The 12729-nt window shown below is 45.4% G+C and carries 15 protein-coding genes and 1 rRNA gene; all 16 read left to right on the forward strand.

Going from position 1 to position 12729, the window contains the following annotated elements; translation table 11 throughout:
• The first annotated feature begins 55 nt into the window (after nucleotides 1-55).
• The 16 genes from QWY16_RS00780 (at nucleotide 56) to QWY16_RS00855 (ending at nucleotide 12630) form a co-directional block, all read left to right on the forward strand.
• Complete coding sequence (locus tag QWY16_RS00780; RefSeq protein ID WP_300990971.1) at nucleotides 56-709, forward strand: adenylate kinase; 654 nt, start codon at nucleotides 56-58, stop codon at nucleotides 707-709.
• Nucleotides 710-1113: 404 nt separating this feature from the next.
• Complete coding sequence (gene infA / locus QWY16_RS00785; protein ID WP_006828950.1) at nucleotides 1114-1332, forward strand: translation initiation factor IF-1; 219 nt, start codon at nucleotides 1114-1116, stop codon at nucleotides 1330-1332.
• A 37-nt stretch (nucleotides 1333-1369) separates the two neighbouring features.
• Complete coding sequence (gene rpmJ, locus QWY16_RS00790; protein ID WP_006828951.1) at nucleotides 1370-1483, forward strand: 50S ribosomal protein L36; 114 nt, start codon at nucleotides 1370-1372, stop codon at nucleotides 1481-1483.
• 23 nt (nucleotides 1484-1506) lie between these two features.
• Nucleotides 1507-1872 carry a 30S ribosomal protein S13 gene (gene rpsM / locus QWY16_RS00795; RefSeq protein ID WP_204893730.1) on the forward strand — a complete coding sequence of 122 codons (366 nt, stop codon included), beginning with the start codon at nucleotides 1507-1509 and terminating at the stop codon, nucleotides 1870-1872.
• A 25-nt stretch (nucleotides 1873-1897) separates the two neighbouring features.
• Nucleotides 1898-2287 (forward strand): 30S ribosomal protein S11, encoded by a 390-nt coding sequence (gene rpsK / locus QWY16_RS00800; protein ID WP_006828953.1) that lies wholly within the window; start codon nucleotides 1898-1900, stop codon nucleotides 2285-2287.
• A gap of 131 nt (nucleotides 2288-2418) precedes the next feature.
• Nucleotides 2419-3363: a DNA-directed RNA polymerase subunit alpha gene (locus tag QWY16_RS00805; protein ID WP_300990972.1), complete on the forward strand. Its 945-nt coding sequence runs from the start codon at nucleotides 2419-2421 to the stop codon at nucleotides 3361-3363.
• A 47-nt stretch (nucleotides 3364-3410) separates the two neighbouring features.
• A complete protein-coding gene (gene rplQ, locus QWY16_RS00810; protein WP_036803955.1) occupies nucleotides 3411-3785 on the forward strand; it encodes a 50S ribosomal protein L17 in 375 nt (124 codons plus the stop codon).
• Between the two features lie 273 nt (nucleotides 3786-4058).
• Complete coding sequence (locus QWY16_RS00815; RefSeq protein ID WP_300990973.1) at nucleotides 4059-4907, forward strand: energy-coupling factor ABC transporter ATP-binding protein; 849 nt, start codon at nucleotides 4059-4061, stop codon at nucleotides 4905-4907.
• Nucleotides 4883-5755, forward strand: coding sequence for an energy-coupling factor ABC transporter ATP-binding protein (locus QWY16_RS00820; protein WP_300990974.1), 873 nt, complete (start codon nucleotides 4883-4885; stop codon nucleotides 5753-5755). Before QWY16_RS00815 ends, QWY16_RS00820 begins: the two co-directional genes overlap by 25 nt.
• Entirely contained in the window at nucleotides 5752-6549 is a 798-nt protein-coding gene (locus tag QWY16_RS00825) for an energy-coupling factor transporter transmembrane component T family protein (protein ID WP_300990976.1), read from the forward strand. Before QWY16_RS00820 ends, QWY16_RS00825 begins: the two co-directional genes overlap by 4 nt.
• A gap of 11 nt (nucleotides 6550-6560) precedes the next feature.
• Nucleotides 6561-7304: a tRNA pseudouridine(38-40) synthase TruA gene (gene truA, locus QWY16_RS00830; RefSeq protein ID WP_300990977.1), complete on the forward strand. Its 744-nt coding sequence runs from the start codon at nucleotides 6561-6563 to the stop codon at nucleotides 7302-7304.
• A 213-nt stretch (nucleotides 7305-7517) separates the two neighbouring features.
• The gene (gene rplM / locus QWY16_RS00835) at nucleotides 7518-7955 is read left to right on the forward strand and encodes a 50S ribosomal protein L13 (RefSeq protein ID WP_300990978.1); all 438 of its coding nucleotides are present in this window, start codon (nucleotides 7518-7520) and stop codon (nucleotides 7953-7955) included.
• Nucleotides 7956-7984: 29 nt separating this feature from the next.
• Nucleotides 7985-8377 (forward strand): 30S ribosomal protein S9, encoded by a 393-nt coding sequence (gene rpsI / locus QWY16_RS00840; RefSeq protein WP_300990979.1) that lies wholly within the window; start codon nucleotides 7985-7987, stop codon nucleotides 8375-8377.
• Nucleotides 8378-8614: 237 nt separating this feature from the next.
• On the forward strand, nucleotides 8615-9676 hold the full coding sequence (locus QWY16_RS00845) for an iron-sulfur carrier protein/transcriptional regulator SalA (protein ID WP_300990980.1): 1062 nt from the start codon (nucleotides 8615-8617) through the stop codon (nucleotides 9674-9676).
• Between the two features lie 164 nt (nucleotides 9677-9840).
• A complete protein-coding gene (locus tag QWY16_RS00850; protein WP_300990981.1) occupies nucleotides 9841-10524 on the forward strand; it encodes a KinB-signaling pathway activation protein in 684 nt (227 codons plus the stop codon).
• A gap of 553 nt (nucleotides 10525-11077) precedes the next feature.
• Nucleotides 11078-12630: ribosomal RNA gene (locus tag QWY16_RS00855) — 16S ribosomal RNA — on the forward strand.
• Nucleotides 12631-12729 lie beyond the last annotated feature (99 nt).

Raw genomic sequence — 12729 nt, forward strand, 5'->3', positions numbered from 1 at the left:
GGGTCTTGGGAATGGTAAAACGTTCCTTGCTACTTGTCTGAGGGGGCAAAACCGTATGAATATCGTATTAATGGGTCTACCAGGTGCCGGAAAAGGCACTCAAGCAGACAGAATAGTTGAGAAGTACGACATCCCTCATATTTCTACAGGTGATATGTTCCGTGCTGCTATCAAAGGTGGTACGAAACTAGGCTTGGAAGCAAAATCGTTCATGGATCAAGGGGCATTAGTGCCCGATGAAGTGACTATCGGTATCGTCCGTGAGCGTCTTAGCGCAGTGGATTGCAACGAAGGCTTTCTGTTAGATGGCTTTCCGCGTACAGTCCCACAAGCTGAAGCGCTGGAATCTCTTCTTGCCGATCTTGGCAAAAGAATCGAGCATGTCGTAAATATCCAAGTTGAACAAGATGAACTTGTTAAACGCTTAACAGGTCGTCGGATTTGCAAAGTGTGTGGAACTGCTTACCATCTAGTGTTTAACCCGCCTCAAGTTGAAGGTGTGTGCGACAAAGACGGCGGCGAACTATACCAGCGTGAAGATGACAATCCTGAAACCGTCACAAACCGTTTAGAAGTAAACATTAAACAAACACAGCCGCTTCTTGATTTCTATGAAAACAAAGGCGTGTTGAAAAATATAGATGGACAGCAGGACATTCAAAAAGTATTTGCTGACATTGATGCTCTTCTAAAGGGCGACCGAGGCTAATCCCCGGCGCCGGGCGCAGTTAGTTGCCTCCATGTGGCTTTAAGGAGCACCGGAGATATGAATTTTCGAGAGCTGCAAAAGCAAACAAGGCTTATTATATGAAGTCCGGTGCCGAGTGCATAAAGTGCATTTAAGCACTGGAAATAGTATAATGGGTTTCGTGGAAGCATCTGTGTAACGGGTTTGGAACTCATCCAAGGCAGTCCGGACGGTCGAGGAAACATGAGTCAGACTGGATAAACCGGATTACCCCCTCTCCGCATTTTGCGGGCAGTGGAACTCGGAGCCTGTCTTTCGAATGTCACTCATGCATTCCTGGTGAATGAATATAATACAACTATTCAATCAGCAAATACTGTTTGAAGATGAGAACCTGATTTGTATACAGAAGGGAGACTGGGTCGATGGCGAAAGACGATGTAATTGAAATTGAAGGAACAGTCGTTGAGACTTTGCCTAACGCGATGTTTAAAGTGGAATTGGAGAACGGCCATACGATTCTTGCACATGTATCAGGCAAGATTCGCATGCACTTCATCCGCATTCTGCCAGGAGATAAAGTAACAGTGGAACTTTCTCCTTACGATTTAACACGCGGTCGTATCACATACCGTTTTAAATAATCTTTTGCACTCCGGACTACTAAGGAGGTTGGGTTAGATGAAAGTGAGACCATCTGTAAAACCGATCTGTGAAAAATGTAAAGTTATTCGCAGAAACGGTAAAGTAATGGTAATCTGTGAAAATCCGAAACACAAACAAAGACAAGGCTAATATGAAGGAGGTGCATCATACACATGGCACGTATTGCTGGTGTTGACATTCCGCGCGACAAACGCGTTGTTATTTCATTAACTTACATTTTTGGTGTTGGTAAAACTACTGCTCAGAAAGTACTTGCTTCTGCTGGTATCTCTGAAGATACTCGCGTCCGCGATCTTACTGAAGACGAGTTGAACAATATCCGTGAACAATTAGACCAATACAAAATCGAAGGTGACCTTCGCCGTGAAGTATCTATGAACATCAAACGCTTGATGGAAATTGCTAGCTTCCGGGGAATCCGCCACCGTCGTGGACTGCCTGTACGCGGTCAAAATACGAAGAACAATGCGCGTACGCGTAAAGGTCCTCGTAAAACAGTTGCGAACAAGAAAAAATAATCAGTAAAGGAGGTTTCTTCTTAACATGGCACGTAAACAACAAACTCGTAAGCGTCGTGTGAAAAAGAATATCGAATCTGGTATTGCTCACATCCGCTCAACATTTAACAACACAATTGTTACGATTACAGATATGCAAGGTAACGCAGTATCTTGGTCAAGTGCAGGTGCATTAGGATTTAGAGGTTCACGTAAATCTACACCTTTCGCTGCTCAAATGGCTGCTGAAACCGCTGCTAAAACTTCAATCGAACACGGTCTTAAAACTTTAGAAGTTACAGTTAAAGGTCCTGGTTCAGGTCGTGAGGCTGCAATCCGTGCGCTTCAAGCTGCCGGACTAGAAGTTACAGCTATCAAAGATGTAACTCCAGTACCTCATAACGGTTGCCGTCCACCGAAACGCCGCCGCGTGTAATCGTTAATCTGAATAGGATTTTTGAACATCACGACTTACTGAATGTGTTCCGAATTGTAGCGAAAGTCTGTGACTATCGAATTCTTGATGAAACGAAAAAAACACCGACGTTTTGAAGGAGGGTAAAATGAATGCTCGAAATAGAAAAACCGAAAATTGAAACGGTCGAGATCGACAACAATTCCAAGTTTGGAAAATTTGTTGTTGAACCGCTTGAACGTGGATATGGAACCACTTTAGGGAACTCCTTACGTCGAATCTTACTTTCATCTTTACCAGGCGCTGCTGTTACTTCGATTCAAATTGACGGTGTATTACACGAATTCTCCACTGTTGAAGGTGTAGAAGAAGATGTGGCCTCTATCATTTTGAATATTAAGAAACTGGCTCTGAAGATTTACTCTGACGAAGAAAAAGTCATTGAAATTGATGTCAAAGGTGATGGAACGGTTACGGCTGCAGATATCACGCACGATAGTGACGTTGAAATTCTGAATCCGGATTTATATATTGCAACAATCGCTAAAGGCGGCCACCTCCGTATGCGCATGTATGCGAATAGAGGCCGTGGATATGCACGGGCTGATCAAAACAAACGTGATGATTTGCCAATTGGTGTTATCCCGATTGATTCTATTTATACTCCTGTTTCACGTGTTAACTTCCAAGTAGAAAATACACGAGTGGGTCAACTCGCTAATTTCGATAAATTATCTCTTGATGTTTGGACAGATGGCAGCATTGGTCCAAAAGAGGCAATTGCACTTGGTGCTAAAATCTTTACTGAGCATTTAAATATCTTCGTAGGATTGACAGATGAGGCACAAACGGCTGAAATCATGGTTGAAAAAGAAGAAGACCAAAAAGAAAAAGTTTTAGAGATGACTATCGAAGAACTTGATCTTTCGGTTCGATCTTACAACTGCTTAAAGCGTGCGGGTATCAATACGGTACACGAACTGGCAAGCAAGTCGGAAGACGACATGATGAAAGTACGCAACCTCGGACGCAAATCACTTGAAGAGGTTAAAGTGAAGTTAGAAGATCTAGGGCTAGGGCTTCGCAAAGAAGACTGAACACTAGTAATCTGATCCGAACTATTTAACAAAGGAGGGAAACTTCAATGAGAAAGCTTCAACGTACAAGTTCTCAACGTAAAGCACTATTACGTGACCTTACAACAGACTTAATCGTACATGAGCGCATTCAAACGACTGAAGCTCGTGCGAAAGAAGTGCGTTCAACGGTAGAAAAAATGATTACGCTTGGCAAACGTGGAGATCTTCACGCACGCCGTAAAGCTGCAGCATATATTCGTCGTGAGCTAGTAACATCTACGGATGCAGAAGGTAACGAAAACACAATCTTTGCTTTGCAAAAATTGTTTGATGACGTTGCACCACGCTATGCAGAACGCCAAGGCGGTTATACTCGCATCATGAAAATGGGGCCTCGTCGCGGAGACGGCGCACCAATCGTAATTATTGAATTAGTTTAATCACTTGAAGAGGGTAAACACCCTCTTCTTTTAGCATCACGATTTATACGACAATATATGAAAAGCTGAGTGTTATGATGAGCGAGCCTTTACTGGCGGCGTCTTGTCTAGCTCTACGCACCTCATTCAACTCCGGCTTAAGCAATCGGGGGAGCCATAGACAGAAAAGCGCATTTCTCTGAATGAGGTGCGCGCTTTTTTTATTTATTTTACATATGCTTATAAAACCGAGTAGAGTAGAGATTAGAGTTGGATTAGAGGAGGTTAGCTGAGATGAATTCGATTATTATGTCATTTGAAGATGTGACATTTACATATATGCCAGAAGATGAAACGGTAAGACCTGCAGTAGAAGATCTGTCTTTTACAATTGAAGAAGGACAATGGATTGCTCTGGTTGGTCACAATGGCTCTGGAAAATCGACAATTGCCAAGTTAATGAACGGGTTGTTGTTTCCCGGGAAAGGCAAAGTTGAAGCGATGGGCCAAACGATGTCGGAAGAAAGTCTATGGAGTATCCGTTCTCAGATGGGAATGGTATTCCAGAATCCTGACAACCAGTTTGTAGGCGCAACTGTCCAGGATGACGTAGCTTTTGCCTTAGAGAATAATGGAGTGCCGCACGAGGAAATGGTGGTTCGCGTCAAAGAGTCTCTGCGCCAAGTAAAGATGGAAGATTATTTGGATCATGAGCCACACCATCTTTCCGGCGGACAAAAGCAGCGAGTAGCGATAGCAGGTGCCTTGGCGTTAAGGCCGAGGCTTCTAATTCTGGATGAAGCGACTTCGATGCTTGATCCGCAGGGACGCATGGAAGTTATAGAAACGATCCGTGAATTGCGGGAAGAAACAGGTCTAACGGTTATTTCGATTACTCACGATTTGGAAGAAGCTGCGCTTGCAGACCGCATCATTGTGATGAATGCAGGACATAAGCATAAAGAAGGTACGCCGGAAGAAGTATTTTTAACTGGCAACGAATTAACAAAGCTCGGCTTGGATTTGCCTTTTGCGATGCGCATGACGCATTTGCTGAGAGAAGCAGGAATTCAAGTTCATGGAGAACATATGACAGAAGACGAGCTAGTGGAGGATTTATGGACATTTTACTCCGAGAAGTAGGATACAGTTATGCAGTTAATACGCCTTTTGAGAAAAGAGCCTTGCATGATGTCAGTTTGCATATTCCGTCAGGCTCATATACAGCGATCATTGGCCATACGGGGTCTGGAAAATCAACCGTCTTGCAGCATTTGAATGCTTTGTTAAAACCGACTGAAGGGTCCGTTGTCATCGGGGAACAGCAGATTGAAGCGAAGACAAAAGCTAAAAATCTACGTGGAATCCGTCGGCAAGTAGGCATCGTTTTTCAGTTTCCAGAGCAGCAGTTGTTTGACGAAACCGTTTTGAAGGATATCATGTTTGGTCCATTGAATTACGGCGTTTCTGAAGAAGAAGCAAGCCGACGCGCTCATGAATTGGTCGAACAGCTTGGTTTGCCGCCGGAAGTATTGCAGAAATCGCCATTTGATTTATCAGGAGGGCAAATGCGCCGTGTCGCAATTGCGGGTGTACTGGCCATGGATCCTGAAGTTCTGGTACTTGATGAACCGACTGCCGGTCTGGATCCTAAAGGACGCCGGGAGATTATGGACCTGTTTCATCAGCTTCATATACAAAAAGGTTTAACGACGGTGCTCGTTACTCATAGCATGGAAGACGCAGCCCGCTACGCAGACCAAGTGGCTATCATGCACAATGGGAAATGTGTAGCGACGGGAGAGCCTAGAGATATTTTTGCCAATGAAGAACAATTACTGGACTATCGCTTAGAGCCGCCCCGTACGGTCCGGCTTCAGCGGAAATTCGAAGAAAAGATGGGCATTAAACTGGACGGGATTTCCCTGACAGAAGAAGCGTTGGCAAAAAACTTGGCGCTGGCGCTTTCGGAAGGGCGTGAATCCGAATGATGGAAAAAATGATTTTTGGCCGCTTTATACCAGGAGATTCGTTTATCCATCGACTGGACCCTCGAGCAAAAATCCTATTCGTCTTTATTTTTATTGGAATCGTCTTTGTGGCGAATAATACTTTAACTTATCTTGTTTTATTGTCATTCACGTTTTTTATCGTGTTTTTATCAAAGATTCGCTTATACTTCCTTGTAAATGGGTTAAAGCCGGTCTTCATTTTATTGATATTTACATTCCTCCTGCACATTTTCTTTACAAAAGAAGGGGAAATCTTACTTGATTTTGGCTTTATTGAAATTTATGAGGAAGGTTTGCGGCAAGGGATTTTTATTTCCATCCGGTTTTTGGTGCTGGTGTTCATTACCAGTATTTTAACGCTCACAACTTCACCGATATCAATTACGGATGGCATTGAGGTACTGCTTGGTCCATTTAAGCGGTTTAAGCTTCCGGTCCATGAGTTGGCGCTGATGATGTCCATTTCGCTGCGATTCATCCCGACGTTAATGGATGAAACGGGCAAGATTTTAAAAGCGCAAATGGCGAGAGGATCGGATATTGGCTCAGGTCCAGTAAAAGAACGCATCAAGGCGGTAGTGCCGCTATTGATCCCGTTGTTCGTCAGCGCCTTTAAGCGAGCCGAAGACTTGGCAACGGCGATGGAAGTCCGGGGATACCGCGGCGGTGCCGGCAGAACGCGATACCGCCAGCTAGATTGGCGGATGAAAGATACACTGAGCTTAATGCTGCTGGTCGGATTAACGGCAGTGCTCTGGTATTTCCGCACGTAAGGAGAGAATGTATGAAACGATATAAAGCGAAAATTGCTTACGATGGTTCTGGATTTGCAGGATATCAGATCCAACCTGATTCACGTACTGTTCAGCAGGAATTGTTGACGGTGTTAAAGAGAATCCATAAAGGCGAAGCCATTCAAGTGGTGGCGAGCGGCCGCACCGATGCGAAAGTGCATGCTACAGGACAGGTGATCCATTTTGACAGTCCGCTTGATATTCCGTTGAACGGTTGGCTGAAAGCGCTCAATGTGCTTCTGCCTGAAGATATCCGGGTACATGATATTGAAGAAACGGACCCCGCATTTCATGCCAGGTATCATACCAGCGGAAAAACCTATCGCTATAAATGGAACCGCAGCAAAGTCATCAGCCCATTTACGCGGAACTATCTGGTACATGTAAAGCAGCTGCCGGATGTTGCTCAAATGAGGATTGCTTCAAAAGCGATTCTTGGTACGCATGATTTTTCAAGTTTTTGTGCAGCGAATACTGGAGTAGTGGATAAAGTCCGGACAATCCGTCACTTGGAGTTTGAAGAGCATGGCGAAGAACTGCATATGGTCATTGAAGGCTCCGGGTTTTTGTATAATATGGTCCGCATTATTGCCGGCACTTTGATGGAAGTGGGAATCGGCAGAAGAGACGCTTCAGAGCTGGCGGAAATTGTTGGAGCGGCGGACCGGAGCAGAGCCGGGAAAACGGCAGCTGCACATGGTTTATACCTGGAAAATGTGGAGTACGAAAGCTGAAGCAACTTTTCCAGGTGTTTTTGGAAAAACCCTTGACTTTAGACACCATTCGTTATATGATGATGTATGGTATTTTCATTACCCCCACGATATGCCCCGGAAGGTTATTAGTGTTAAGGGATAACGAAAAAACGGAACAACGGAACGAACATGCAACAAAGGAACAAAGGAACATGATTATAAAAGAGATGATATTTTAGGAGGACAATATACATGCGTACAACATTCATGGCTAAAGGTCACGAAGTAGAGCGTAAATGGTTGGTTGTCGATGCAGAAGGGCAAACTCTTGGTCGTTTGGCTTCTGAAGTCGCTTCAATCCTACGCGGTAAATACAAACCAACATTCACACCAAACGTTGACACAGGTGACCACGTGATCATCATCAACGCTGAAAAGATTCACCTTACTGGTAACAAATTAGCTGACAAAATTTACTACCGCCACACTCAATACACAGGTGGTTTGAAACAACGTACAGCTCTTGAAATGCGTACAAAATACCCGACAAAAATGCTTGAATTGGCTATTAAAGGGATGCTTCCTAAAAACACTTTAGGTCGTCAACAGTTCAAAAAATTACACGTTTATGCTGGATCAGAACATAACCACCAAGCACAACAACCAGAAGCTTATACACTTCGCGGATAATAATTAGTAAATAAGAGGAGGATACACCTTTGGCACAAGTTCAATATATTGGTACAGGTCGCCGTAAAAACTCTACAGCTCGCGTACGTTTAGTACCAGGAGACGGCACAATTACAATCAACAACCGTGACGTATCGGATTACGTTCCATACGAAACACTTGAACAAATCATCAAACAACCACTAGTAACTACTGAAACTCTAGGTAGCTATGACGTACTTGTAAACGTAAGAGGCGGAGGCTTTACAGGTCAAGCTGGAGCAGTACGCCACGGAATTGCACGCGCTCTACTTACTGTAGATCCTGCTTTCCGTGCTGCTTTGAAATCAGCTGGATTCTTAACTCGTGACCCACGTATGAAAGAACGTAAGAAACCAGGTCTTCGTTCAGCTCGTCGTGCACCTCAGTTCTCAAAACGTTAATTTTACAGAAACCCCTTTTCTCTCTGGAGAAAAGGGGTTTTGTTTGTTTATACGGCTTTGAAATGGAGCAAGCCCTTCCGCTTTTCTTCAGGTCCAGCTGCAGGAGCCAGCTTCTCGGATCGTAAGCCAACCCAGCTGTGTGGCAAAAAGCGTTTTCTATAAAAGACAGAATAGATTTAAAATGAAAATGTCTATGTTATACTTTAGGGTGAGCAAAAGTGATAGGGAGTGTAGGATATGTTAACTGAAATTCAAGTTCGCGAAGTACTCGGAGAGTTACAAGATCCGTTTTTACATAGATCGCTGACGGAAACAAACGGCATAACGTCTGTGAAAATAAAAGAAGAAAAAAATCACGTGAGTGTTAAATTGGCGATTGCAAAAACCAATACACCTGAACAAATGCAATTGCAAATGAAAGTGGTTGATGTGCTGAAAGGAGCGGGAGCAGACTCTGTCGGCATCCGTTTTGAAGAACTGGCACCGGAGACGCTAGCTCAGTTCCGCGGAACAGCAAGCGAATCGGAAGCGCAGGACTTGCTTTCACCCTTGAACAAAGTAGAATTCATTTCGATTGCGAGCGGAAAAGGCGGCGTCGGAAAATCAACGGTTTCCGTTAACTTGGCGATTGCACTAGCGCGCCTTGGCAAGAAAGTCGGCTTGATTGATGCTGACATTTACGGTTTTAGTGTTCCGGATATGATGGGTATTGATAAAGTCCCTGTAGTCCGTGGAGAAACGATTATTCCGGTAGAGCGTTTTGGTGTGAAAGTTATTTCGATGGGCTTCTTCGTGGAAGACAATATGCCCGTGGTATGGCGTGGCCCAATGCTAGGAAAAGTTCTGGATCAATTTTTCCGTGACGTGGAATGGGGAGATCTCGACTATCTACTATTGGACTTGCCACCAGGAACAGGCGATGTAGCATTGGATATCCACCAGATGCTACCGGCATCCAAAGAGATCGTTGTTACCACTCCGCATCCGACGGCTGCTTTTGTAGCTGCGCGTGCTGGCGCTATGGCGATTCAAACAGACCACGAAGTACTAGGGGTTATCGAGAACATGTCTTGGTTTGAGAGCAAAGAAACAGGCAAAAGAGAATATCTATTTGGCCAAGGCGGCGGCCCAAAACTTGCTGAAGAATTGCAAGTGCCTTTGCTTGGACAAATTCCTTTAGGCCAACCAGATTGGAATGAAGCAGACTTTGCTCCGTCGGTATACTTGGAAGACCATCCAACAGGAAAAATTTATGGTGAAATTGCGGAACAGATTCTCGCTCAATTCGCTAAAAAATAAAATTAGAAGTCCGGAGTCGGAGTCGACTTCCGGGCTTTTCTTTGATATTTGACAAATTGTCACGACTTTCAAGCATTGTTCACATCAAACTTGTGCGGCCGATGGATTTTTTTATTGCGGGTTGATACAATCTTAAGAGGATTTCAAACAATGGAGGCATTAACGTGACAATACGAAACTGGGTTAAGTTTTTCTTTAAAGCACTTTTAATCGGTGGGGGAGTAACCGGTATCCTGGGCATATTCATCCGCTGGAACGATATATTTTCTAAGCCGGTAGCAAACGGAGAATGGGGAGAAGTGATTGCCGGGTTTGTCTGGATGGTCATTATTGGACTGACAATGAGTATTATCAGTCAATTGTGTTTCTTCGCTTATTTGACGGTGCATCAAATCGGGATGAATATTTTCCGCACGCTGCGGTTATGGAATTGGGTCCAAGTTTTAATTATTGTGGTAGTGGTTTTAGATTTAATCGTTTTCCGGTTTGCACCGAATGCAGAAACGGTTGGACAGGTTTGGCTGTATGGAGTGTTGTTAGCGATTCTGCTTATTACCGCATTTATAACAGCATACTTCAAAGCGAAATGGACCAATAAAGAAACGTTTATCTCGGCTTTATTCTTTATGATTGTAATTACGACAGTTGAATGGCTTCCGGCATTAATGGTTGAGGAAGGAAATATTGATAGCTGGGTTACATTATTGCTGTTCCCTTTTTTAGCAGTCAATGCTTATCAGTTATTAGTTTTGCCGAAATACAATGCACAGTCAGATGTTGATCGCCAGAGACTGGAAGAAAGACGAGCGGCACGTAAAGCTGGGGCGCAAGCAAAAGCGAAAAAATAAAAAAAGACCTTAAACTTTTCTAATATATAGAAGAAGTTTAAGGCCTTTTTTATTATTTGCTAAGTTGCAAGGGAAAGTGATTAGGAAGAGTAATAATGAAAATGCAATAAAGAATAAAATTTCAGAAAATGATAAAGCTCACTGATGATCGAATTATAGCCGAGAAAAGTTGGGTGTGGATTTGTAGAAGAAGCGCATAGGGACGGGCTTTAACGGCAGGTGAGTGAAAGGAAAGCAAAAAGAAAAAAGAACTTCAGAAAAAACTTTCTTAAATGTGTTGACAGGAATATAAACATGCTTTAATATAATAAAAGTCGCCAAGCAACAACGAACAACACAAACAAAAACGGCGACGCACAATGAACCTTGAAAACTGAACAGCAAAACGTCAACAAAAATTGTTGAAGCGCCTTGGCGCGACAACGAATTTTCTGCGGGGATCGTCGCAAAGCGATCCGCGCAACTTTACTGATCAGCGCAAGCAGATCAAGCGAGATTGTGCGCATTCGTGCGGCAATCGCGCCAGCAGAACATTGAGCAATCGATTTCTTCTATAATGGAGAGTTTGATCCTGGCTCAGGACGAACGCTGGCGGCGTGCCTAATACATGCAAGTCGAGCGGAAAATTTGGAGCTTGCTCCAAGTTTTCAGCGGCGGACGGGTGAGTAACACGTGGGCAACCTGCCCTGCAGTTCGGGATAACTCCGGGAAACCGGGGCTAATACCGGATAGGTTCGGCTCCCGCCTGGGAGCCGACGGAAAGACGGCTCACGCTGTCGCTGCTGGATGGGCCCGCGGCGCATTAGCTAGTTGGGGGGGTAACGGCCTCCCAAGGCCACGATGCGTAGCCGACCTGAGAGGGTGATCGGCCACACTGGGACTGAGACACGGCCCAGACTCCTACGGGAGGCAGCAGTAGGGAATCTTCCGCAATGGACGCAAGTCTGACGGAGCAACGCCGCGTGAGTGATGAAGGTTTTCGGATCGTAAAACTCTGTTGTAAGGGAAGAAACCGTGCCGGAGTAACTGCCGGCACCTTGACGGTACCTTACCAGAAAGCCACGGCTAACTACGTGCCAGCAGCCGCGGTAATACGTAGGTGGCAAGCGTTGTCCGGAATTATTGGGCGTAAAGCGCGCGCAGGCGGTCCTTTAAGTCCGATGTGAAAGCCCACGGCTCAACCGTGGAGGGTCATTGGAAACTGGGGGACTTGAGTGCAGAAGAGGAAAGTGGAATTCCATGTGTAGCGGTGAAATGCGTAGAGATGTGGAGGAACACCAGTGGCGAAGGCGACTTTCTGGTCTGTAACTGACGCTGAGGCGCGAAAGCGTGGGGAGCAAACAGGATTAGATACCCTGGTAGTCCACGCCGTAAACGATGAGTGCTAAGTGTTAGGGGGTTTCCGCCCCTTAGTGCTGCAGCTAACGCATTAAGCACTCCGCCTGGGGAGTACGGCCGCAAGGCTGAAACTCAAAGGAATTGACGGGGGCCCGCACAAGCGGTGGAGCATGTGGTTTAATTCGAAGCAACGCGAAGAACCTTACCAGGTCTTGACATCCCGCTGCCCGCCTTGGAGACAAGGCTTTCCCTTCGGGGACAGCGGTGACAGGTGGTGCATGGTTGTCGTCAGCTCGTGTCGTGAGATGTTGGGTTAAGTCCCGCAACGAGCGCAACCCTTGATCTTAGTTGCCAGCATTCAGTTGGGCACTCTAAGGTGACTGCCGGTGACAAACCGGAGGAAGGTGGGGATGACGTCAAATCATCATGCCCCTTATGACCTGGGCTACACACGTGCTACAATGGACGGTACAAAGGGTCGCCAACCCGCGAGGGGGAGCCAATCCCAGAAAACCGTTCTCAGTTCGGATTGCAGGCTGCAACTCGCCTGCATGAAGCCGGAATCGCTAGTAATCGTGGATCAGCATGCCACGGTGAATACGTTCCCGGGCCTTGTACACACCGCCCGTCACACCACGAGAGTTTGTAACACCCGAAGTCGGTGAGGTAACCCCTTGTGGGAGCCAGCCGCCGAAGGTGGGACAGATGATTGGGGTGAAGTCGTAACAAGGTAGCCGTATCGGAAGGTGCGGCTGGATCACCTCCTTTCTAAGGATTCTTTCGGAACGGAACCTGCCGGTTCCGGTTGACGTTTTGCGTTCGGTTTTGAAGGTTCACACCTTGGCAGCGATGCCTTTTTTTGTGACT

It is taken from the genome of Planococcus shenhongbingii, assembly GCF_030413635.1.
Classification (GTDB): Bacteria; Bacillota; Bacilli; order Bacillales_A; family Planococcaceae; genus Planococcus; species Planococcus shenhongbingii.

Coding starts and splice junctions, on each gene's coding strand:
- QWY16_RS00780 (WP_300990971.1), top strand. CDS start 56: ATGAATATCGTATTAATGGGTCTACCAGGTGCCGGAAAAGGCACTCAA.
- infA (WP_006828950.1), top strand. CDS start 1,114: ATGGCGAAAGACGATGTAATTGAAATTGAAGGAACAGTCGTTGAGACT.
- rpmJ (WP_006828951.1), top strand. CDS start 1,370: ATGAAAGTGAGACCATCTGTAAAACCGATCTGTGAAAAATGTAAAGTT.
- rpsM (WP_204893730.1), top strand. CDS start 1,507: ATGGCACGTATTGCTGGTGTTGACATTCCGCGCGACAAACGCGTTGTT.
- rpsK (WP_006828953.1), top strand. CDS start 1,898: ATGGCACGTAAACAACAAACTCGTAAGCGTCGTGTGAAAAAGAATATC.
- QWY16_RS00805 (WP_300990972.1), top strand. CDS start 2,419: ATGCTCGAAATAGAAAAACCGAAAATTGAAACGGTCGAGATCGACAAC.
- rplQ (WP_036803955.1), top strand. CDS start 3,411: ATGAGAAAGCTTCAACGTACAAGTTCTCAACGTAAAGCACTATTACGT.
- QWY16_RS00815 (WP_300990973.1), top strand. CDS start 4,059: ATGAATTCGATTATTATGTCATTTGAAGATGTGACATTTACATATATG.
- QWY16_RS00820 (WP_300990974.1), top strand. CDS start 4,883: ATGGACATTTTACTCCGAGAAGTAGGATACAGTTATGCAGTTAATACG.
- QWY16_RS00825 (WP_300990976.1), top strand. CDS start 5,752: ATGATGGAAAAAATGATTTTTGGCCGCTTTATACCAGGAGATTCGTTT.
- truA (WP_300990977.1), top strand. CDS start 6,561: ATGAAACGATATAAAGCGAAAATTGCTTACGATGGTTCTGGATTTGCA.
- rplM (WP_300990978.1), top strand. CDS start 7,518: ATGCGTACAACATTCATGGCTAAAGGTCACGAAGTAGAGCGTAAATGG.
- QWY16_RS00845 (WP_300990980.1), top strand. CDS start 8,615: ATGTTAACTGAAATTCAAGTTCGCGAAGTACTCGGAGAGTTACAAGAT.